The sequence below is a fragment of the Streptomyces sp. NBC_00057 genome, assembly GCF_045041165.1.
GTDB lineage: Bacteria > Actinomycetota > Actinomycetes > Streptomycetales > Streptomycetaceae > Streptomyces.
In genome coordinates, this window is the sequence record NZ_CP108256.1 from 57,958 (window position 1) to 78,922 (window position 20,965).

The following is a 20,965-nucleotide window of genomic DNA, read 5'->3' on the forward strand; positions in this document are numbered from 1 at the left end:
GAAGCCCCCTCCTCGCACAGGCTCTCGGCATCACCCCGGGTACGGCAGTCCGCTGGTCGGATCTCGCCGGCCGCACCTACAGCGGATACGTCGCCCGAGTCGTGGAGACGACGCCCGGTAGCCAGAAGACTGAGGTCAGCAGCAGCGCCCGTTCGCCTCGGCGTTGCTGAAGTCGCCAGCCGCGAACGCCTTCGCCGGAATCGTGAAGTACATGGTCCCGGCATCGCCCCAGCCCCATCCGAGCTCTGCGTTCACCGGCGAGGGACCTCGCCTCGGCAAGGTGGAGAAGACTGGTATCTGGGTGACCCTTGTTGCGCTTCTGTACCTCGTACTGTTCCTGCTGGTAGAAGCTTTCACGCCTCTCGATGAGACGCCTTGGCCGAGGCCTTCGCCGGGTGTCAGGTCCCGGTGTCCGCGCAGTTCGAGCGGCAGGCCGTTCACGGGGTCGGTCAGCGCCTGCACCAGCTCCGCGCGGCGCAGGCCGGTGTCGGAAAAGTGGTCCATCTCCAGGACCCAGAACTCCCCCAGCCTCGCCTCGTGCCCGGTGACGACCTGGGGAATGGCGACCGTGTGCAGAAGGCCAAGGCGGCGCAGGAGCCCGCTGGGCAGCCAGGCGGCGGCGCGCCAGGTGGAGTCGTAGGAGATCGGCTGGCGCTCGTCGTCCCACTGCCGCTCGTAGGCCTTCGGCCAGCCAGCAGGCTTCCCCGCCGTTGTCCTCGACGCGCTGGGCAATGGCAGCTCCTCGGCGACGCTGCGCCCGAGCATGGTGTCGCCTGCCAGTGCCACCGTGAGCGCCATGATCCTTTCCCTTCCCCCGCCCTGCACTCAGACGTCGAGGGTCACCCGGCAGGTCCAGCCGCCAGGCCCGCCCCGCAGCTGCAGGTCGTGCAGCGAAACGGCCTTCGGCACCGCACCGACCGCCACGGCGGTGTCGGCATCGGCCATGCGGAAGCGGACGCACAGGCCCCGGCCGTCCCCCGCCGACCGGATCGCCCCCACCTCCACATCGAGCGGGATCTCACCGTCGGCATCCATCCGGTAGACGACCTCCTCCAGGACGGACACCAGCAGAGCCTCGTCGGACTCGGCTGTGACCGCGTATTCGCGTTCCCCGACAACTGTGGCCCTGGACGTGTCGGCGAAGCCTTCCAGCACCCCGCGTACGGCCTCGCCGATGCAGCCCTCGGCCGTCGGTGACCACGCCTCCACCTGTACGTCCGCGGTGTGCGGCACAGCCCAGTGGCCACTCGCGCCGGGCTGCTTTCCCACAGGTTCCCGACCATCCACGGTCGGCGCCTCTCCGCCGTCTCCGGACGCACAGCCTGATGCCGAGTTCCCTGAGCCTCAGGCCATGCCTCCTCCAGAGTCGTCCCGTACACCGCTCCAGGGCAACCTGCACGACGCGCGACCACGCGTTGGCGTGGCCATATTCGCCAGTCTTTCCCCGCCTGTTGACCGCAGGCAATCGAAAGGGGACATACGGTAGTTGTCTCGCCGTCCCCGTAAAGGTGCGCACGCCTGCCGGTCTCGCTCGGTCTCGGCCTTCCGCCGCTGAAGCAGCACGCCACCGGCCGCGACGTGGCCACGGTGGCATGGTGGAGGGCGCCGCCGGTCACACTGCGTGGAGAGGGAGAACTACGGCGTCACAACGGGTCCCGTTCCGAGTCGGCCGGCGCGACATTGGTGATGACCACCGCGGGGCGTAGAGCTTTTGCCAGTCGCACAGCGTCACCTACGGCCCAGAGATGAATGTAGAACAGGCGCGGCTTCTCGCGCAGCCCATGATTGTGCAGTTCTACGAGGTCGATACCACCCCGCCGCAGTACCTTCAGAACGCCTTGAACCTCGTCGGCGATCATGGCAAAGTCGCCGCTGAGCGCTGCCCGGCCGCCACCAAGTGGTTGAAAGTTGAAGGCTGTGGTCGAGCCCAGGCCCGGAGGAAGCACCATGCCGTTGTCTGTAATGGTCTCGCGTCGCATGAATGCGGATTTGTACGTTCCGCCGTCGTTGGAGCCCTTGACGCCCAGCGCGGCATCGATCCCGGCAGTGTCCAGATCCAACGGAGCAGGCTGTGTCGGGGGCGTGGCGGGCGGGCTCGCGGTCAGGTCCATTGCCGTGCGCAGCCCGCGAGCGAGACTCACCGGATCATGTCCATGGCCGTGGAAGTGGGTCCACCAGATGTCGGGGCTGTGCGCGAGCAGGTGTTTATGCAGAGCGGTCTGCTCGATTCCGTGTGCCTGCAGGGCATCGCTCACGTGTTGCAGTTCGCGCTCGGCGAGAGTCAAATCGCCCATGGTCATCACGCTGCCGTCGGAATAGCGGAGAAAGGCAATGTGGGAACCCAGAGCGAGGCCGGGTGAGACGGTCACGTGGTGGGAGACGACATGTAGGTCGCCCCGGGGGAATCGGGTGCGGTACACGGTTTTGCGCAGCAGGCTGCCGGGTCGGCCCAGAACTTTTGCGACCGGCTGCCAGAACGCCTCGGTAGTGGGGACAGGTTGGACTAACTCATGCTGGGGCGCATTGGCCGGCCTTACCGTCCCGGCCTGCGCACCATGTGCTCCCAGCCCGGTCAGCACGGGCGCCAGCACAGCAGCTTTCAGCATGCGTCGCCGTGCCGGCGCCGATGACAGCCTGTTGTATGTGTCGCCCTGGGGGAGTTCGTTCATCAGGTCTGCACCTCCGTGGATAATAAGACCACGGAGGTTTACAGGAAGTGCCTCTACTGAGAAGCATGGCTCGCGTGTTGCTTCAAAAGGGCTATTCCGGGTTCTGGATTCTTCACACCCCGCTGAATCGTGCGGGTAAACAGGTCGGGCCCCATACGATCGCGCCGTGCTGAATGTGACAGCCATACTCAAAGGGCTGGTCATCGGCGTGGACGGAGCCCGCCCGGACATCCTCCTGCAGAGCCGCCGGGACAAGGCCGCGGCAGGACGCTTCTTCCGCCGCCTGATGAAGAAGACCCGTACGGTGCCGCGGGTGGTCGTCACCGACAAGCTCCGTTCCTACGGCGCGGCGCACCGCGAGGTCATGCCCTCGGTGGAACACCGTTCCCACAAGGGCCTGAACAACCGGGCCGAGAACAGTCATCAGCCCACCCGGCAGCGTGAACGCGCCATGAAGGGATTCCGTTCCGTCGGCGGGGCCCAGCGGTTCCTGTCCGCGTTCAGCGGCATCTCGCCCCACTTCCGCCCTCACCGCCACCTGATGACAGCCTCCCACCACCGAGCCGAGATGACCGTCCGCTTCGCGATCTGGGACCAGATCACCGGCACTGCCGGCCGGCCCACCACGGCCTGACCACAGGCCCGGACCGCGGGCCCCACCAGGCCCCAACGCACCGTCAGGCACCTGCAACTCAACAACGTGACAGCACCTGACGCCGCGCTCGAGCATCAGCTCCTCGACCTCGCGGAAGGACAGCGGGAAGCGGAAGTACAGCCATACCGCGTGCGCGATCACCTCCACCGGGTACCGGTGGCCCTTGTACGACGGCGACGCGGACGACACGAACGAATCCCTCCCCGGCACGACCAACCAGAAGATCATCCCACCCGGCCAGTCAACGCGACAGTGCCGCCTGCAGCGCTCGGCGCTCGACCCGCGGGGGGCTGTCGCTTTCCACGCTGACCACGCGCGAGGCGGACATGCTGCGCCTTGTCTCGGAGGGCCTGGACACCGCGGAGATCGCCCGCAAGGCCTCGTACTCGGAACGGACCGTCAAGAACGTCCTGCACGAGATCAACACGCGGCTGCAACTGCGCAACCGGGCCCACGCGGTGGGCTACGCATTACGCAACGGGCTGATCTGACACCTGCGCTGACGTCGTACGGGAAACAGGCACTGCCCGAAAGCACACCGGGCGCCTCCCCCGGGTAGGGCCCCGCCGCCCTGCCGTGCCGCGCACGGCTGGTGCAGGGTGGCGGGGGCGATCCGGATGGGTGCATCGGGATGCCGCACCAGACTGCGAAGGGGACCGTGATGGGAACGGCTGACCGCGGCGGCCGGCACCGGCTGGGGAGAATCGGAACGTCGTTGCTGCTGTTGATCCCGCTGCTCGGAGTGACGGCGGCCTCCGGACAGGGCGGCGCCGAATCCGCCCCGCGGGCGGCCGACGCCACGGACACGCGGGTCGCCTACGCGGGCACCAGGCACCGCAGCCTCGGCATGGTCGCTTCCACCACCTCCAGCACACCACTATTCGGTGACGGCCCCGCCCACAACGACGTCCAGCCGGCCGCCCTCGGGGACCAGATGGTCTTCGCGAGCCGCCGCGACGAGAAGAACCCACAGGTTTACCTGCGCTCCGCGGACGGTTCGGTACTCCGTCTGACCAGCGGCCGGGACGTGGCGCACCCCCGGCTGACGCCGGACGGCCAGGCCGTGGTGTTCGACTCGGCCGAACCCGGCGGCACGGACGGGGGGACGCAGCGCGACCTGTGGCTGGTACGCACCGACGGCACCGGCCTGACGCGGCTCACCGACACACCCTCCGACGAGAAGTACCCGACGGTCTCCCCCGACGGGCAGCGGCTGGCGTACTCCAGCGACAGCAGTCCGCTGATCGGAGCGCAGATCTACGTACGGCCCCTGAACGGCGGCACCGCCACCCGGATCACCTCCCCGGCCAACGGCAGGGCGTCCGAGCCGGTGTGGAACCCGGTGAACGACGACGAGAACCGGGACTGGATCGCGTACACCGCCACGACCACCGAGAACGGGCAGAGCGTGCCCCGGCTGCGGGTGACGAACGCGGCAGGGACCTCTGACGAGCCACTGCTCGGGGGCGCGTACGCACAGTGGCGTGGCCACGGGGCATCGTGGTTGCCCGACGGGGACCAGTTGGTGTTCCTGAGCCCCGAGACCACCTGCACGTGCCGGGGCGACTATGACCACGTGTTCAAGTCGGTGGCGCACTCGGACCAGGAGCCCGGGCTGGTGCTCAACGAGGACCGGGAAGTCCTGTCGCCCACCTGGCGGGGACCGCTCGACGGCGGCGGCGTGGTGGTGGAGCGCACCACGGCGGATGACCCCAATGACGACCCCAACGACGACCTCTCCGGCGCGCACGTGGTGACGCTGCAGGATGCCCGCATGGACGGGTCCGACCCCCGCGACCTGGGTCTGACGATTCTCAACGAGGATCCGGCGGCCGACACCAACACCGATCCCGCCAAGGACCCGCTGTTCCAGCCCGCGGCCAAGCACGACCCGTGGACCGAGCGGCAGACCTACACGCCCGACGGCCGCCGGATCGCCGTCACCCGCTTCGAGGACAGTCCCAACGGCCGGATCGAGCGGATCTGGATGGTGGACGCCGACGGCTCCAACGCGGCGCCCATGCCGCTCGCGGGGCGCGGCGCGAACGACTGGGACACCGACCCGACGTTCTCCCCGGACGGCAAGTTCCTCGCCTTCACCCGGACCTCGCCGGGCGGCGTCGGGGAGGCCGCGGGCCCTAGCCGTATCCTCATCGCGGACGCGGCCACGGGTGCGATCACCGGCCGGATCACTCCGCCGGCCGGGCAGCTCCAAGGCGAGGACGCCCAGCCCACCTGGTCCTCCGACGGCGCCACCCTGGCCTTCACCCGCAACGAGGTGATCGACGGGAACGGCGGTAACAAGCACATCTGGGCCGTGCCCGTGAACGATCTGAGCCGGCAGCGCGATCTGAGCGCCACGATCTGCCCGGGCGACTGCGCGATTATCGACGACAGCCCGGCGTTCTCCCCGGACGGGCTCAGCCTCGCCTTCAACCGCAAGAGCGGTGGCGGCGCCGTCGACAAACGCAACGGCATCCTCCTGACGTCCCTGTCGGGGGACGACTGCAAGGTGCTTGTGCCCACGGCCGCGCGCGACGTCCCCGACGGCTGCCACGCGGAGCTCCCGGACACCTCGGTCACCGGACCGTTCCAGCCGCGGGACGCCGCCTGGACGGCCGACGGCAAGGGCCTGGTGGTCAGCTCCCGCGCCGAAGTCGCCGCCAACAGCCCCGAGAAGCTGCGCCTGTTGGACGTCGAGTCCGGCGACCTCACCCCGCTCACCGCGGAACTCCCGGGCCGACAGAAGGAACCCAGCGTCCAGCAGTCCGTGGACCTCGCGCTCCAGGCGCCCGGCACCGTCCCGGAGGTCACCGTTGGCAAGACCACCACCATCCGCGTCGACGTGGTGAACAACGGCCCCGCCGCCTCCCCGGGCACCAAGCTGACCGCCGCGCCGCCGTCCGGCGTGCAGATCACCAAGCTGACGTATCCCGGAGGCCCCTGCAACGCCGCCTCCCTCCAGTGCGACGTCGGCGTGGTCCAACCCGACACCACCGTGCCGGTGACCGTCACCGTCACAGGTGTCATCCCCGGCGACGCGCCGACCGACTGGTCGGTCACCAGCAGCGTCCTCGATCCGCGGCCCAGCGACAACGCCAGCCGCACCGTGGTGCCGGTCGTCGAGGCCCCGCCCCCGACGACCCCCGCGCCCACGCCCCCCACGCCCACGCCTTCGACGCCCACGCCACCGCCCACGGTGCCCCCGACTCCGGGTGAGCCCGACGCCGGGCCGGGGCTTCGCCTCACGGCCCAGCCGAACCCCGGCTACGTCGGCGGGCGCGTCGTGGTGACGTACACCGTGCGCAACGGCCGCAACGCGCTGGCGACCGGGCTGCGGCTGCACATCAGCCTGCCCAAGGGCATCCCGAACAACGGGCCGCCAGAGGGCTGCGACAAGTCCTGGGTGTGCGCGCTGCCGGACCTGGACCAGGGTGCGAGCACTGTCGTGCGGGTTGTCCTCAGCCCCGACAAGGCGCTGACCGCCCAGGTCACCGGCAAGCTCACCACCATCGGGACGGACGCCGACAAGAGCGACAACACCGCCCGGAAGCGGCTGCGCATCCTCCAGCCGCGCATCGTCGCGGTGCCGGAGGTCGGCAAGCCCGGCTTCGTCACCTCGGTGCGCGGCAAGGACTTCCCGCCGGGCGTGCCGGTGCGGTTCACCTGGAAGCCGGGGATCACCGCGGCAGCAGCGCCGACGGTTCCGCTGCCGGACGGCACCTTCATCGGCCAGCTGCTCATCCTCGCCAAGGACGAGACCGGGCCCCGGATCATCACCGCCAAGGGCCCTGGGTTCTCCCCGGTGACGACCGACTTCCTGGTGGTCAGCGGCAGCGTGCAGCCGCCGGACGAGGTGACCCGCCGGTGATCCACGAGGTCGACGAGGGGCTGCGCCGCCTGCTCGACGAGTCCGGCCTGGAGGCGTCGGGCGTCGAGGTCGTCTCGACGCCCCCACCCGGGACTGGGCCGCGCAGCGCCCCCGACGGTCTGCGTGTTCCTGTGCGACATCCGCGAGGACGCCATCCGGCGCGGGAGTGGCTCCGGGGAGGTGTACGACGAGGATGGCCACCTCGTGGCGCGGCGCTCCCCGCCGCGCTGGTTCGAGCTGACGTACCTGGTCACGGCTTGGGCGAGCCGCCCGCAGGACGAACACCGGCTGCTGTCGCAGGTGCTCGCCACGCTGGTGGCCACCGATACACTGCTCACCGGCACGCTCGCCGAACTCGGCCTGACCGTGGGGCTGGACACCGCCAAAACCGGGTTCGACGCACCGGCAGCCTCCGACGTGTGGTCGGCCATGGGCGGCGAGCTGAAAGCTTCCCTCTCGCTCCGGGTGCGGGCGCCGCTCGCCGGCATCACCAAGGCCGTGGCGGAAATCCGACGGCTCCTGGACACTCTCCTGCCCCACCCCAGACCCGAACTCAACCAGCGTCAGCATGCCCTGAGATGGTCCCACTGGCGCAGACGCCACCAAGCCATCGCCCAACGACGCCACTACCTGAAAAGAGCCGGCTCACCGCGTCCCGGGCGAGTCGGCAGGCTGCGCGGTGGGCGCAGCGTGGATCGGAAACGCTCATTCTTCCTCGGAGGAGTCGGACATTGCCTCCAACGTGGCTAGCGTCTGCGGCGTCAGCTCGGGATCCCCTCGGAACGACCCTGCGCCACCGGGCTTCGCCATCGGGAAATTCTCGTAGAATTCATCTACGGAGTAGCGTCCGCCGTTCTTCCTCAACGCCGCGCGCAATACCTTGCCCGCTCCGGGGAATCGGAGCTCCTCGGAGTTGTGTGCCACGCCGTACAATACGGCGGCGGCACGTTTTGCTTCGCTGTCTTGCTCGAAGAGGCGCGCGTTGCCGGGAGTCGGCGAGTCCGCCTTCATCGTGTCTGCGAGGGCCACTCTCTGTGCAGGGCTCAGGTGCGGCAGGAGGTGGGCGTACTTCTCCCACTCCCGCCCCTGCGTCCCGGGGTAGTCATCCTTTCTGCTCTTGACTACGGTCCCCAGGTCTCCCTTGTATCCCTGGTTCAGGGAAACCGTTCCGAACGGCGTCTCTGGCTTGCTCCCGACAAGGTCGCCCTTCGCTGGCACTCCGCGCTTCGTACTGCGATCGTTGGCGCGCTTCAGGCGGGACGCGCCGACCGTGGGCTCCTCGACGGGCTCTTCGACGGGTTCCTCCGTCCCAGTTCCGGGAGGGGCGAAACGCAACGCCTCCTCGAACGCGAATTCGTAATCCATTTCGTCGTCCGATGCGTCGGTGTCTCTTTCATTCATCAGTTCATCAAAATCATCGTCCCTCATCCGCTGGATCGTGGTGGACTGCGCGAGGGGTTTGCCGGCGATCCGCTGGACCGGGGTGTGGTCCGCCAGCACCCGGCGAGCGTTCGCTTCGGCTTCTCGTTCGAAGGGATCGGAAGGGTCGGAGATCCTCAGGCCGCTGCCGTTGTCGGTGCCAGCGACCGGGCCCTGCCGCTGCTGGATGACGTGGGTGAGCTCGTGAGCCAAGGTGTGTTTGTCACCACCGCTGTCGCCGATGACGATATGACTGCCGGAGGTGTAGGCGCGGGCGCCGATCTCCGCGGCCGAGGCGTGTGCCGCAGAATCGTCATGGATGCGGACGTCGGAGAAATCCGCACCAAAGCGAGCTTCCATTTCCTCGCGCGTCCCGTCGTCCAGGGGGCGGCCCGGGGCGCGCAGGACGCCATGGACGGCGGAGCGTTGCACGGCTGGCTGCTCAACTTGGTCGTGGCCGCATTCGGCGGAGTGCTGGTGTGCCTCCTCGGCCCAGCGGTGTCCGGCCTGGCGGAGCATCTGGACCACGGCGGCGTTTCCCATGGTGGCCTGCAGCGGGAAGAGCCCCGACGGTAAGGGACGTGGTGCGGTTTCGGGGCTCCGGACCGACCAGCGGGCGTCGTCGTTCCCGACCTTCCTGACATTCTCGTGTTCACGCAAGGGAGCCTCTTCCAGCGCAGGAGATTCGACTCTTCCTGCCTACACGCCAAGGGGGCGGCCGGTCCAGGTATTCCAGGGCAACATCGATCGACCACCAGGCAGCGGGCGAGGTACGCACGGGGCAGCAGGACAGACACGCAACGGCCGCCCGCACCGCGCCGTACCGGCCCGCGTCCGCGTCCGCGTCCGCGATCAGCATCGCCCCGGCCGCCCCGCTCTCCCCGACCCCAGCCCGTCACATCCAGCACCTGCCCATCCAGCGGACCACCGACCAGCTCCACGTAGTCACAACCGGCCTGCTCACAGACACCCGGACCATCCCCCTCGACCCCATACACCCGACGCCCGCGCACACCACACCGGGCACCGGATTGGCTCTGTACACGACATCTCTGCCGCGTCAGCTCGCCTTGCGCGGGTGGGTCTATCAGGAATCAGGCTCTGACAAGATTTTCGTAGCCGTTGATCGACTTTGCGGTATCGGCCTCGGCAAGTGCCTTGGTGGGGAAGGCTGGTGGCATGTGATGTCGAGTTGACGGCGCTGCTTCCCCACCTGGCTTCGGTGCTGGTCGAGGCGGTGGAGGCAGGCGAGGGCCTGGTCAGGATCACGGTGCGGACTACCGCCGGGGTCTCGGTGATCTGCCCGGGCTGCGGGCAGGAATCGGCGTGGGAGCACAGCCGGTACGTGCGGCATGTCGCCGACGAGGCGATCGGCGGGAGACCGGTGGTGATCGACGTGTCGGTGCGCCGCTTGTACTGCGAGAACCCGGACTGTTCCAAGACCACGTTCGTCGAGCAGGTCCCCGGGCTGACGGTGCGCTACCAGCGGCGGACCCCCGCCCTGCAGAAGGTGATCGCGTCGGTCGCGACGGCCCTGGCCGGGAGAGCCGGGGCCCGGTTGCTGGTCCATCTGCACCAGACCCTGTCGTGGGCGAGCATGCTGACCTGCCTGTTACGCATCCCCCTGCCCACCTCGGCGGTGCCCGCGGTTCTCGGTGTGGACGACTTCGCACTGCGGCGCGGCCACCGCTACGCCACGATCCTGATCAACGCCGAGACCCGCGAACGCGTGGAGGTCCTGCCCGACCGCAAGGCCGAGACTCTGACGGCCTGGCTACGTGCCCATCCGGGCGTCGAGGCGGTCTGCCGGGACGGCGCGGCCGGCTACGCGCAGGCTGTCACCGACGCGCTGCCCCAGGTGCCGCAGATCACTGACCGCTGGCACCTGTGGCACAACCTCGGGGAGGCTGTCCTCAAGGAGGTCCACGCGCACGCCGGCTGCTGGGCGAAATGCGGACCGCCCTCCCAGGCCCGTGTCCGCGAGGAAACCACCCGGGAACGCTGGCATCAGGTCCACGCCCTGCTCGACCAGGGCGTCGGCCTACTGGACTGCGCCCGCCGCCTGCAACTGGCGCTGAACACCGTCAAACGATATGCCCGCGTCCCCGAGCCCGAGCAACTGAAGAAGGCCCCGCAGTACCGGCCCACCCTGGTCGACCCCTACCGTGACCACCTGCGACGGCGCCGCGAGGAGGACCCCGCCGTGAGCGTCAGGCAGCTCCTGGATGAGATCAAGGAACTTGGCTACCAGGGCAGCTCGAACCTCCTCTACCGCTACATCAACCAGGGCCGCGTCGAGTCCGACCGCCCCGCCGTCTCACCTCGCCGCCTCAAGGGCCTGCTGTGTACCGAGCCCGAGCAGCTCAAGGACAAGGACCGCGAGCTCCGCGCAGAGCTGACCGGGGCCTGCCCCGAGATGACCGCCCTGGCCAGGCACGTCCGTTCCTTCGCGGCCCTGCTCACCCCCGCTGCCGACAACGCCCGACACCTCGAGGAGTGGATCTCCCAGGTCCGCGAGGACGACCTGCCCCACCTGCACGCTTTCACCCGCGGCCTGGAACGCGACCACGACGCCGTCACCAACGGACTCACCCTCCCGTTCCACAACGGCGGAACCGAAGGCGTCAACACCAAGACGAAACTGATCAAGAGACAGATGTACGGCCGCGCCGGCTTCCGCCTCCTCCGCCACCGCATCCTGCTCAACTGATCCACACCGAGGCACGATCAACGGCTACGAAAATCTTGTCAGAGCCAGGAATCAGGCTCTGACAAGATTTTCGTAGCCGTTGATCGACTTTGCGGTATCGGCCTCGGCAAGTGCCTTGGTGGGGAAGGCTGGTGGCATGTGATGTCGAGTTGACGGCGCTGCTTCCCCACCTGGCTTCGGTGCTGGTCGAGGCGGTGGAGGCAGGCGAGGGCCTGGTCAGGATCACGGTGCGGACTACCGCCGGGGTCTCGGTGATCTGCCCGGGCTGCGGGCAGGAATCGGCGTGGGAGCACAGCCGGTACGTGCGGCATGTCGCCGACGAGGCGATCGGCGGGAGACCGGTGGTGATCGACGTGTCGGTGCGCCGCTTGTACTGCGAGAACCCGGACTGTTCCAAGACCACGTTCGTCGAGCAGGTCCCCGGGCTGACGGTGCGCTACCAGCGGCGGACCCCCGCCCTGCAGAAGGTGATCGCGTCGGTCGCGACGGCCCTGGCCGGGAGAGCCGGGGCCCGGTTGCTGGTCCATCTGCACCAGACCCTGTCGTGGGCGAGCATGCTGACCTGCCTGTTACGCATCCCCCTGCCCACCTCGGCGGTGCCCGCGGTTCTCGGTGTGGACGACTTCGCACTGCGGCGCGGCCACCGCTACGCCACGATCCTGATCAACGCCGAGACCCGCGAACGCGTGGAGGGGCGCTGTCACGTTGTTGGGTTGCAGGTGCCTGACGGTGCGTTGCGGCCTGGTGGGGCCCGCGGTCCGGGCCTGTGGTCAGGCTGTGGTGGGCCGGCTGGCAGTGCCGGTGATCTGGTCCCAGATCGCGAAGCGGACGGTCATCTCGGCTCGGTGGTGGGAGGCTGTCATCAGGTGGCGGTGAGGGCGGAAGTGGGGTGAGATGCCGCTGAACGCGGACAGGAACCGCTGGGCCCCGCCGACGGAACGGAATCCCTTCATGGCGCGTTCGCGCTGCCGGGTGGGCTGATGACTGTTCTCGGCCCGGTTGTTCAGGCCCTTGTGGGAACGGTGTTCCACCGAGGGCATGACCTCGCGGTGCGCCGCGCCGTAGGAACGGAGCTTGTCGGTGACGACCACCCGCGGCACCGTACGGGTCTTCTTCATCAGGCGGCGGAAGAAGCGTCCTGCCGCGGCCTTGTCCCGGCGGCTCTGCAGGAGGATGTCGAGCACGTTGCCGTCCTGGTCGACGGCCCGCCACAGGTACTTCTGCTCTCCGCTGATCTTCACGAAGACCTCGTCCAGGTGCCACTTGTCCCCGGGCCGTGGCCGACGGCGGCGCAGTCCGTCCGCGTAGGCCTGGCCGAACTTGGCGGACCAGCGGCGGATGGTCTCGTAGAAAACGATGACGCCGCGCTCGAGCATCAGCTCCTCGACCTCGCGGAAGGACAGCGGGAAGCGGAAGTACAGCCATACCGCGTGCGCGATCACCTCCACCGGGTACCGGTGGCCCCTGTACGACGGCGCACTGTCCACGGACGGTCCTCCTCCACCATGACCAACCCGGAGATCATCCCACCCGGTCAGCCAACGTGACAGCACCGACTGAACCGCTCTGGGGCCAATTCGCCGCCCTGTTGCCCGAGCGGTCGACCTACGCACCGACGCATCCGCTGGGCTGCCACCGCCCACGCATCAGTGACCGGATCGTCTTCGACAAGATGCTGCAGCTCCTGCGATTCGGCTGTTCCTACCAGGCGATCGCCGGGCGCTGTCAAGTTGTTGAGTATGTCGGTGCCTGACGGTGCGTTGGGGCATGGTGGGGCCCGCGGTCCGGGCCTGTGGTCAGGCTGTGGTGGGCCGGCTGGCAGTGCCGGTGATCTGGTCCCAGATCGCGAAGCGGACGGTCATCTCGGCTCGGTGGTCGGAGGCGGAGGCTGTCATCAGGTGGCGGTGAGGGCGGAAGTGGGGTGAGATGCCGCTGAACGCGGACAGGAACCGCTGGGCCCCGCCGACGGAGCGGAATCCCTTCATGGCGCGTTCGCGCTGCCGCGTGGGCTGATGACTGTTCTCGGCCCGGTTGTTCAGGCCCTTGTGGGAACGGTGTTCCACCGAGGGCATGACCTCGCGGTGCGCCGCGCCGTAGGAACGGAGCTTGTCGGTGACGACCACCCGCGGCACCGTACGGGTCTTCTTCATCAGGCGGCGGAAGAAGCGTCCTGCCGCGGCCTTGTCCCGGCGGCTCTGCAGGAGGATGTCGAGCACGTTGCCGTCCTGGTCGACGGCCCGCCACAGGTACTTCTGCTCTCCGCTGATCTTCACGAAGACCTCGTCCAGGTGCCACTTGTCCCCGGGCCGTGGCCGACGGCGGCGCAATCCGTCCGCGTAGGCCTGGCCGAACTTGGCGGACCAGCGGCGGATGGTCTCGTAGAAAACGATGACGCCGCGCTCGAGCATCAGCTCCTCGACCTCGCGGAAGGACAGCGGGAAGCGGAAGTACAGCCATACCGCGTGCGCGATCACCTCCACCGGGTACCGGTGGCCCTTGTACGACGGCGACGCGGACGACACGAACGAATCCCTCCCCGGCACGACCAACCAGAAAATCACCCCACCCGGCCAGTCAACGTGACAGTGCCCCTCGTCCAGGTGCCACTTGTCCCCGGGCCGTGGCCGACGGCGGCGCAGTCCGTCCGCGTAGGCCTGGCCGAACTTGGCGGACCAGCGGCGGATGGTCTCGTAAGAGACGATGACGCCGCGCTCGAGCATCAGCTCCTCGACCTCGCGGAAGGACAGCGGGAAGCGGAAGTACAGCCATACCGCGTGCGCGATCACCTCCACCGGGTACCGGTGGCCCTTGTACGACGGCGACGCGGACGACACGAACGAATCCCTCCCCGACACGACCAACCAGAAGATCATCCCACCCGGCCAGTCAACGTGACAGTGCCCTCTCGCCCTATGACAGTGACAACCCCACCACCGACACCTCACTGACCAGCGCTGAAAGACCACAGGCCCAAACCAGCACTACTGACTCTCACTACCACCGACACCAAACCGAGAGATCGCATCGACACCGGAGGTCAAAAACAGCTCAGCGGAAGGGACCGTCGGTCGCGAAGGCGTGGGCAGCAAAGCGCTTGCCCATTCGGCGGTACGCGGCGGCGGTGGGGTGAAGGCCATCGGTCAGGTCGTCTGCCTCGTCCGGGCCGAGCAGCGCTCGTCCGTCGAGACAGTGGAGGTGGGGATCAGACGCCTGTCGTGCCGCAGCGATCCGGGCCAGCTCGGCACGGACCACCGTCAGCGACAGTGCGCCGCCGGCCACATCGGCCGGGTCGCCCAGGGCAGCGATCCTCCCGTCCGGTCCGGTCTCGGTCGGGCCGGGAACCTGCTCAAGGGCCGGACAGCTCACCGGGGAGATCAACAGCAGCGGGGTGTCCGGGTGACCGTCCCGGATCGTGTCCAGAAATCCGTGTACCGCCGGGCCGAACGTCCGCAGCCGGAAGGCGGACAGGCTCACGATGTTGATGCCCACCTTCAGGCTGATCAGGTCGGCGGGCGTGTCGCGGATCGTCCGGGCGACATAGGGATCCAGCAGCGCGTTGCCTGCCTGGCTGAGGTTGATCACCTCCACCCCTCCGAGCGCAGCTGCCACCACCGGCCAGGTCCCGGTCGGGCCGTCAGCCTCGATGCAGTGGCTGATGGAACTGCCGTGGTGCACCCAGCGGCGCCGCCCGTCCGGCAGCGGCGCCAGCACGTCGCCGTCAGCGCGCAGTGCCACCAGTTCCGTAGGGGTCTGCTGCGGAAGCCACAGCTCGACGTTCTTCATACCGGCCGGCAGTCCGGCGAACCGTACGGTCCCGGGCTTGCCCGGGATGAGTCGCTGTACGGCCCCGGGGCCCGCCATCCGCAGCACGTTGCCCACCGGCGCCTGCCGACGCCCGGCCAGGGCACCGTCCACCAACAACTCCAGCATCCCGGTTGGGCAAGGGTGGGGGGCGGCGTCGAGCTGGCCAGTGGAGGTGAGTACCTCGAACTCCAATGCGCGCGCATCGGTGCGGAACACCAGCCGCACCCCCGAAGGCATCACGGTCACCCCGTAGACCGACGGGTCCTGGTACTGCTCCTTGGTCCACGCGGGCAACCGGCGCGGCATCACCCCTGCCGCTGTGGTCTCCAGGTCCAGCGCACCCCGTAACTCCACCGGCCCGCCCACCAATGGAACCGCCCGCATCGCCACCATCACCGCTCCTGTCCCAGGTCAATGCGCTCCGGAGATGGCATCGCCCCGGCGCCTCCGTGGTTCATCGACGCCCGCCGAACTCCCAGTCGTGGACCTCGATGTCCGCGTACCGGTCCGGAGTCAGGGCGGCGCGTGCCGTATCCGGGTTTGGGGCCCTGAGCAGCACCGCCGTACCCAGCCATGTGTCGCCGTCGTCGGACAGCAGCGGCCCGTACGCGATCAGCTCGTCCTGGTCGGGCGGCAGGGCGAGGTCTGCGGCCAGGCCCTCGCCGAGGCCGAGCACCAGGTACCGGTTGCCACCGCTCCGGCCACCGGGAAAATCCCACATGGTGCGCCCCAGCACGTTGCGCCACCGGCGCAGCAGCACCTCCCGGTACGCACCGGCCTGGTAGTTGGGCTCGTCGAAGGCGAACGCACGAGCAGCGGCGGGATCGGGCAGATCGACGATATGCACGCTTCCAGTGGGCGTTTCACCATCATCGGCGAAGGTCGGACCGCGAGCGATCAGCTCCTTCGCGTACCGGTCCATGTAGGACCAGTGCTCCTCCAGCAACTCCTCGCGTAACGCGAGGGAGCCCAGCCGGTCTCGGTGGTAGCAGAAGTACTCCATGACCACAGACCCTTCCTCACCAAGGGCACTATCTCAACCGGCTTTGTCGCCGAAGACCCCGCGTTCCAAATGAAACAGCATTCCGTCAAACGGCGTAGCCACCACGGCTGCGCGGTCTCAGCCAAGTGGCATGCGCTGCTCTGCAGTCGAGTGACAGAGACCGCGTCCGGCGCTGACGTCCCCAGTTCGGGACGACCTACAGCCGCCCAATGATCACGCACCGGACTTTGAAAACACGCACTCACCTTTTCCTACGGAGTAAGCGCGAGCAGGCCCGCCGTGGCTCTATTCACGAGTAGTGGGATCTGGCACAGATCTTGGGGAATGGTCACGGAGGGTGACGGTGTTGTTCGATAGAAGGGGCAACAGCCCCGGGGCCCGTCAGCGTTCACGCATTCTGGTCCACCACCAGCCCATCATCGCCCATTCGACATTGTTGGGCTCCGGCAAGGTACGGCGCTCGAATTCCTCATCGATACGCGTGATCAGTCGGCCCAAGTCCCGTTGGGCTCCGGTGGGAAGGTGCCGCATCGCCCACTCCAGGTCATCGCGGGCATCTTCTACCTCTATCCCGGGCGAGTAGGCCTCGGAGGCGTTCAGGTAGCGTCCAGGTTGCTTGAAGGCCCACTCGAAACGAGAGAGCGCATTGGCGACCGCGTTAGGCCACATTTCCTGGTCTTCGACCCGGCGGATCGCTGCACGAGTCCGCGCTGAGACACCATGAAATCGGTGGGCTCGGCGGAGTCGGGAGGCCACTCGACGAGCAGCCAGCATTCGGGCAGGGAGCCGTCGGCGGCCCGGCGGATGGACCGGTTGGCCGGGCGGACCCGTAGGGCCAGGAATTGCGAGCGCATCTCGGCCCGTGGGTTGTGCTTGGTGGCCTTGCTGCCCTGGCGCCAGGTAACGGTGCGGGTGGCCGCTTGCCCGGCGGCCAGGGCCAGCACGCGCAGGGTGGTGTGCGGCTGGGGGTAGGCGGACACGGGAGGGCGGCCCTGCCCGGAGTACGGCGGACGCTCGGGCGTGGCGTCGCCCGGGTGCGCGGTCGTGGTGGCCTTGACCGCGACCGCGTAGGTCAGGCCTCGTTCGGTCAGGCCCTCTCGAAAGCCCGTGGCGTCGCCGTATCCGGCATCGGCGACGACCGGCAGGCCCGGCAACTCCCAGTCCCTGCGAACCTCGTCGAGCATGTCCAGGGCCAGGCGCCACTTCTCCCGGTGGCGAGCAGTCTCGGGGATGCCGGCCTTGGCGCGGCGCTGGCGGATCGCCGAAGCCAGCAGCGCGTCCTCGGTATGTTTGGTGTCGTCCCAGCCCTCGGGCAGGAATAGACGCCAGTCGACGGCCGAGGAGGCGCGGTCGCTGACCAGGTTCACACTGACCCCGATCTGGCAGTTGCCGCGCTTGCCCAGCGCGCCGCAGTACATCCGCGCCACCCCCGGCGAGTCGTAGCCGTCCTTGGGGAAGCCGACATCGTCAATCGCGTACGCCTCGGGCGAGATGTGCGCCGCAGCCCAACGGGCCAGCCGCTCAGGGACCTTGGCGTAGTCCCAGGTGGAGGAGGACACGAACTGCTGGAGCTGCTGGTGGTCCACGCCCAGGCGCTCGGCCATCGGCTGCATCGACTTGCGCTTGCCGTCCAGCATCAGCCCGCGCAGGTACAACTCACCCTTGGCCCGCTGGTCCCGACGCGCCAACGAGCCCAGCATCTCCGCCGCGAACGCCCCCAGACGCGGCCGGACCTCTTCCATCTCCTCAGGTGTCACACCTGAAAGAAGATCACAACCCTACCCCTGGCCGAACATTCGGGGTACCTAACAAAGCCCTACTAGGTACGGATGAGGCATGTCTACCCGGCGCTGCGGTCGGTGCCGTCCCCTTCCGGACCGGGGGTGTCCTGTCCCAGGCCCCGACGGATCGCGATCTCCACGGGTGAGTACGCGCCGTCGGCCCGCTCCAGTTCGTATGGCGCGGCAGGCATCAGGGGCGGCTGGGCCATGAAGCGCGGCCGCACGCCATGGTGCGGTTGCGCCGCGTGCACCAGGAACGGATGGCACAGGAAGACGTCGCCCGGGGACCCGGTGGCGAGGGCGAGTGGCCTGTGGTCGGACGCCGCCACCAGATCGGGCGCAAGGGTCAGCCCGCTCGCCCCGTCCTCCCCGTACTTCTCCAGCACCTTCGGCACGTCGAGGTGTGAGCCGACCCGGATCCGGGTCGGGGCGTCCTCCTCACCGACCTCGCTGAACAGGAACAGCATCAGCAGCGCCCGGCCCCGGGAGTGCAGATTTGTGAAGTACCAGCTCTCGCCCTCCGGCAGATAGCTCCCCTCGATGTGCCAGCCCGCGTCGTCCGGCTCCTCCTCGTGCGGGAAGCGCAGCGGGAACGTGCCCAGCGAGTAGCGCGGCTCCCAGCATTCCGCGCCGACGAGCAGGTCGTACGCGCGCTGCAGGGACGGGGAGTTGGGTGCGGCGGCGAACGGCCCCTGTGCCATGCCGGCCACCCAGTGCACGGGCTGCGTCCACGTTGCTGGATCGTCCGGGTCGCAGCCCGTCTCTCGCCACAGCAGCCGCGCGCAGTCCGCGGCCACGCGCGGCGCGACGGCGCCCTCCAACTTCACGAAGCCGTCGTGGAGGAAGCGGGATACCAAGGTCGTGTCATCCATGCCCCCATCGTGCGGCGGCACCGGTCCCGATCACCCGACATTCTCCGCACCGCTTTTGTCGGGTTTTCACCGAGCCTCTTCTTGCCCCTCTCAGAAGAAGCTTCCGCGACGGCGCCCACCGCCACACATCCCAGACGCTTCAAAATCACGAATCGGCTATACCTCCTCGCTCAACGGCGATGGCCCTGCGTGCCGTCGTCGCCGGGGACGTCGAGCAGGCCGCCACGTACGGACTGGCCGACGCCGCCAAGGAGTTCGCCGACCGCGACCTGGTCGTCGACCTGGTCCACCGCGACCTCGACAAGGACGTCGTCGCGCGCTGACCCGTCCCGCACATGAGAGGGCGCCCGTAGCCATTGGAGCTGGCTACGGGCGCCCTTCGTCGACTGTACGGGCTCCGCATGAGCAGCAGGTACCGCGCGGGCAGAATCTCAGCCCAGCACCCGCGGCCTCACCGGCTCCGATCCCACCGGATCGGGTAGGACACCCGGGGCGTCGGCCGGGGCACCGGTTTCTCCCGCGCCCCGGGGAACTTGACCGGGTAGACCGACGTCGACTTGTGCCCCGGTAACTTTCCCGACTCCCCACCTCCCGTGCCGGGAGCCCCGCCGATCACGGCGACCGCAGTCGTTGGCGTATCCCGTCAGCCCCGGTACGTGCGCCTAAGCCGCGGGGAGGCTGTGGCCACCGGCGCCTGCAACGCCGCGTAGTAGGGCGACTGCCGGCGGTCGCGTCCGGCCTATGCGACCAGTAGGGCCCAGCCTGACGGCTGGGCCCTACCTCTTTGCGTCTTCGGCCATGATGGGCACACACCGTCAGATCAACGGAAAGGGATCGTCGTGCAGATCGGTCCGAAGGGCTGTTTCATCCTGCTCGTTGCCATCACGGTGCTGGGGGTCCGAGTCGGGCTTGGATCCGGATCCCGATGAGCCGTCGCGGCGGGGCGGAGAATCCGGCAGTCGCTGTGTCTGGGACGGCTCTCGTGTGCCATGAGTGCTGATGCCGCTGGATGCGGTCGTTGCCACCGACGACGACACCGACTGCTGGGCCTGTGACTGGCCCTCACGGGCTGCATGGGTACTGATGCCCTGCCGCATGATGCCGCGTCGACTCCGCTGGCGGTTCCCTCGCACGAGCGACGACGACTGATCGTGGTTGCGCACCCGCCCGAAACTGGGTGCCCGGATGGGATCGCTAGGTGCCCTCCGGGCTGGAGCTGCCCACCGGCCCCGAATTGCGCCGGGCCTGCCGTTCCACGGCCGCGACCCCTTGACCAGCCCCTTGACCGGCGGGTGGTCAAGGGGGTGCCGCCATGCATTCGCCGGTCGGTCCGACATGCTGGCACGCCAGCAGGCAAGCATGCCGCGCCCGCCTCAGCGCAGGACGTTGGCCCAGTGGCCTAGGACCGAGGGAAGCTCCTCGGCCTCCACCCACGCCCGGAACAACTGCTCTCCCCGCTCCTCTGGAGTACCGGTGTACACGCCGACGATCGCGCGGTCATGCATGAGCGCGCCTTCTCTGCACCCGTAGTTCTCCATCCACACGCACACGTACCCCTGGCGGTACGTCAGCGGTCCGACCTCGTACATCTCGGCTTTGGCTTCGGGGTCTCCGTTTCGAGCGCACGATGTCCTGGCTGACCGGCTACCGCAGACTCAACCACCGCTACGAACGCCAACCCCGCAACTACCTGGCCTTTCTCGGCCTCGCCGCCGCCCTCTGCTGCTACAAGCGACTCCTCCGACTCACCACATAGGACACGGTCTAAGAGACGTAAGACGCCGGTTCCTCGCGTACTCCTCTCCATCACGCTTGCCGGACCCGCCCCATCTGGCAGTACTGGTCACTTCCCGGCTTCGTCAGGGCCGCTCTCACCCTCCCCGGCATCACCCGGATCAGGCTGCCCTCAGCTTCAACCCAACTGCTGCGACAGCGGGTTGGTGCAGGTCTTTCACCTCCACTCGAACCAACAGCGCCTCACGGCGCAACCAAGATCTGTGCCAGAACCCACTACTGCTCGATAAAGCCAGCACTACGACGCGTTCGTTGGCGTGCACGGGCTGCGCTCCTCAACGCCCAGGGCCACCGGGGTGAGTTCTCGCTGGTGGGCCGAAGGCCAGGCACGAGCCCGCGTGCCCGGCCGAGTCCCGGCGGTGACCACCAGCCGTTCGGGCGGGCGGC

14 protein-coding genes and 8 pseudogenes are annotated in these 20,965 nt (G+C 68.4%); 9 read left to right on the top strand and 13 right to left on the bottom strand.

Annotated elements, in window-relative coordinates; translation table 11 throughout:
- Positions 1-135: 135 nt before the first annotated feature.
- The 3 genes from OG953_RS00245 to OG953_RS00255 form a co-directional block, all read right to left on the bottom strand.
- Complete coding sequence (locus OG953_RS00245) at positions 136-798, bottom strand: DUF1963 domain-containing protein (protein ID WP_405681797.1); 663 nt, start codon at positions 796-798, stop codon at positions 136-138.
- A gap of 27 nt (positions 799-825) precedes the next feature.
- Positions 826-1,269 (bottom strand): archease, encoded by a 444-nt coding sequence (locus OG953_RS00250; protein ID WP_405681798.1) that lies wholly within the window; start codon positions 1,267-1,269, stop codon positions 826-828.
- Between the two features lie 374 nt (positions 1,270-1,643).
- Entirely contained in the window at positions 1,644-2,669 is a 1,026-nt protein-coding gene (locus OG953_RS00255) for a DUF1259 domain-containing protein (protein WP_405681799.1), read from the bottom strand.
- Positions 2,670-2,880: 211 nt separating this feature from the next.
- On the opposite strand from OG953_RS00255, the pseudogene OG953_RS00260 reads away from it, so the two are divergent.
- Positions 2,881-3,303 (top strand): annotated as a pseudogene (locus OG953_RS00260) (transposase); the annotation flags it as partial.
- A gap of 78 nt (positions 3,304-3,381) precedes the next feature.
- On the opposite strand, the pseudogene OG953_RS00265 reads toward OG953_RS00260, so the two are convergent.
- Positions 3,382-3,552, bottom strand: a pseudogene (locus tag OG953_RS00265) (IS6 family transposase); the annotation flags it as partial.
- 31 nt (positions 3,553-3,583) lie between these two features.
- Between OG953_RS00265 and OG953_RS00270 the strand changes: the two are divergent.
- The 3 genes and pseudogenes from OG953_RS00270 to OG953_RS00280 form a co-directional block, all read left to right on the top strand.
- A pseudogene (locus OG953_RS00270) lies at positions 3,584-3,815 on the top strand (response regulator transcription factor); the annotation flags it as partial.
- Positions 3,816-3,985: 170 nt separating this feature from the next.
- Positions 3,986-7,195, top strand: coding sequence for a hypothetical protein (locus OG953_RS00275; protein WP_405681801.1), 3,210 nt, complete (start codon positions 3,986-3,988; stop codon positions 7,193-7,195).
- Positions 7,192-7,945 (top strand): annotated as a pseudogene (locus OG953_RS00280) (DUF4255 domain-containing protein). Before OG953_RS00275 ends, OG953_RS00280 begins: the two are co-directional and overlap by 4 nt.
- Here OG953_RS00280 and OG953_RS00285 read toward each other — a convergent pair.
- Positions 7,901-9,274, bottom strand: a complete 1,374-nt coding sequence (locus OG953_RS00285) for a DUF4157 domain-containing protein (RefSeq protein WP_405681802.1) — start codon at positions 9,272-9,274, stop codon at positions 7,901-7,903. The pseudogene OG953_RS00280 and the gene OG953_RS00285 sit on opposite strands and share 45 nt — an antisense overlap.
- Before the next feature lie 541 nt (positions 9,275-9,815).
- Between OG953_RS00285 and OG953_RS00290 the strand changes: the two genes are divergently transcribed.
- Positions 9,816-11,324, top strand: a complete 1,509-nt coding sequence (locus tag OG953_RS00290) for an ISL3 family transposase (RefSeq protein ID WP_405691532.1) — start codon at positions 9,816-9,818, stop codon at positions 11,322-11,324.
- Between the two features lie 251 nt (positions 11,325-11,575).
- Positions 11,576-11,695 (top strand): annotated as a pseudogene (locus tag OG953_RS00295) (transposase family protein); the annotation flags it as partial.
- A 399-nt stretch (positions 11,696-12,094) separates the two neighbouring features.
- On the opposite strand, the gene OG953_RS00300 reads toward OG953_RS00295, so the two are convergent.
- Entirely contained in the window at positions 12,095-12,811 is a 717-nt protein-coding gene (locus OG953_RS00300) for an IS6 family transposase (RefSeq protein ID WP_405681803.1), read from the bottom strand.
- Positions 12,812-12,867: 56 nt separating this feature from the next.
- On the opposite strand from OG953_RS00300, the pseudogene OG953_RS00305 reads away from it, so the two are divergent.
- Positions 12,868-13,041: pseudogene (locus OG953_RS00305) on the top strand (IS5/IS1182 family transposase); the annotation flags it as partial.
- 79 nt (positions 13,042-13,120) lie between these two features.
- Here OG953_RS00305 and OG953_RS00310 read toward each other — a convergent pair.
- From OG953_RS00310 to OG953_RS00335, 6 genes and pseudogenes are all read right to left on the bottom strand, one after another.
- Entirely contained in the window at positions 13,121-13,846 is a 726-nt protein-coding gene (locus tag OG953_RS00310; protein WP_405691534.1) for an IS6 family transposase, read from the bottom strand.
- A gap of 24 nt (positions 13,847-13,870) precedes the next feature.
- Positions 13,871-14,197, bottom strand: a pseudogene (locus OG953_RS00315) (hypothetical protein); the annotation flags it as partial.
- A gap of 175 nt (positions 14,198-14,372) precedes the next feature.
- Positions 14,373-15,512 carry a GDSL-type esterase/lipase family protein gene (locus OG953_RS00320; RefSeq protein ID WP_405691536.1) on the bottom strand — a complete coding sequence of 380 codons (1,140 nt, stop codon included), beginning with the start codon at positions 15,510-15,512 and terminating at the stop codon, positions 14,373-14,375.
- Positions 15,513-15,582: 70 nt separating this feature from the next.
- Positions 15,583-16,131, bottom strand: coding sequence for a YciI family protein (locus tag OG953_RS00325; RefSeq protein WP_405681804.1), 549 nt, complete (start codon positions 16,129-16,131; stop codon positions 15,583-15,585).
- Positions 16,132-16,727: 596 nt separating this feature from the next.
- The gene (locus OG953_RS00330; RefSeq protein WP_405681805.1) at positions 16,728-17,888 is read right to left on the bottom strand and encodes an IS701 family transposase; all 1,161 of its coding nucleotides are present in this window, start codon (positions 17,886-17,888) and stop codon (positions 16,728-16,730) included.
- 83 nt (positions 17,889-17,971) lie between these two features.
- A complete protein-coding gene (locus OG953_RS00335) occupies positions 17,972-18,784 on the bottom strand; it encodes a phytanoyl-CoA dioxygenase family protein (protein WP_405681806.1) in 813 nt (270 codons plus the stop codon).
- A gap of 179 nt (positions 18,785-18,963) precedes the next feature.
- Between OG953_RS00335 and OG953_RS00340 the strand changes: the two genes are divergently transcribed.
- A complete protein-coding gene (locus OG953_RS00340; protein ID WP_405681808.1) occupies positions 18,964-19,107 on the top strand; it encodes a hypothetical protein in 144 nt (47 codons plus the stop codon).
- A gap of 1,050 nt (positions 19,108-20,157) precedes the next feature.
- Here the strand turns inward: OG953_RS00340 and OG953_RS00345 are convergent.
- Entirely contained in the window at positions 20,158-20,289 is a 132-nt protein-coding gene (locus OG953_RS00345) for a hypothetical protein (RefSeq protein ID WP_405681809.1), read from the bottom strand.
- Between the two features lie 107 nt (positions 20,290-20,396).
- On the opposite strand from OG953_RS00345, the pseudogene OG953_RS00350 reads away from it, so the two are divergent.
- A pseudogene (locus OG953_RS00350) lies at positions 20,397-20,540 on the top strand (IS5/IS1182 family transposase); the annotation flags it as partial.
- Positions 20,541-20,965 lie beyond the last annotated feature (425 nt).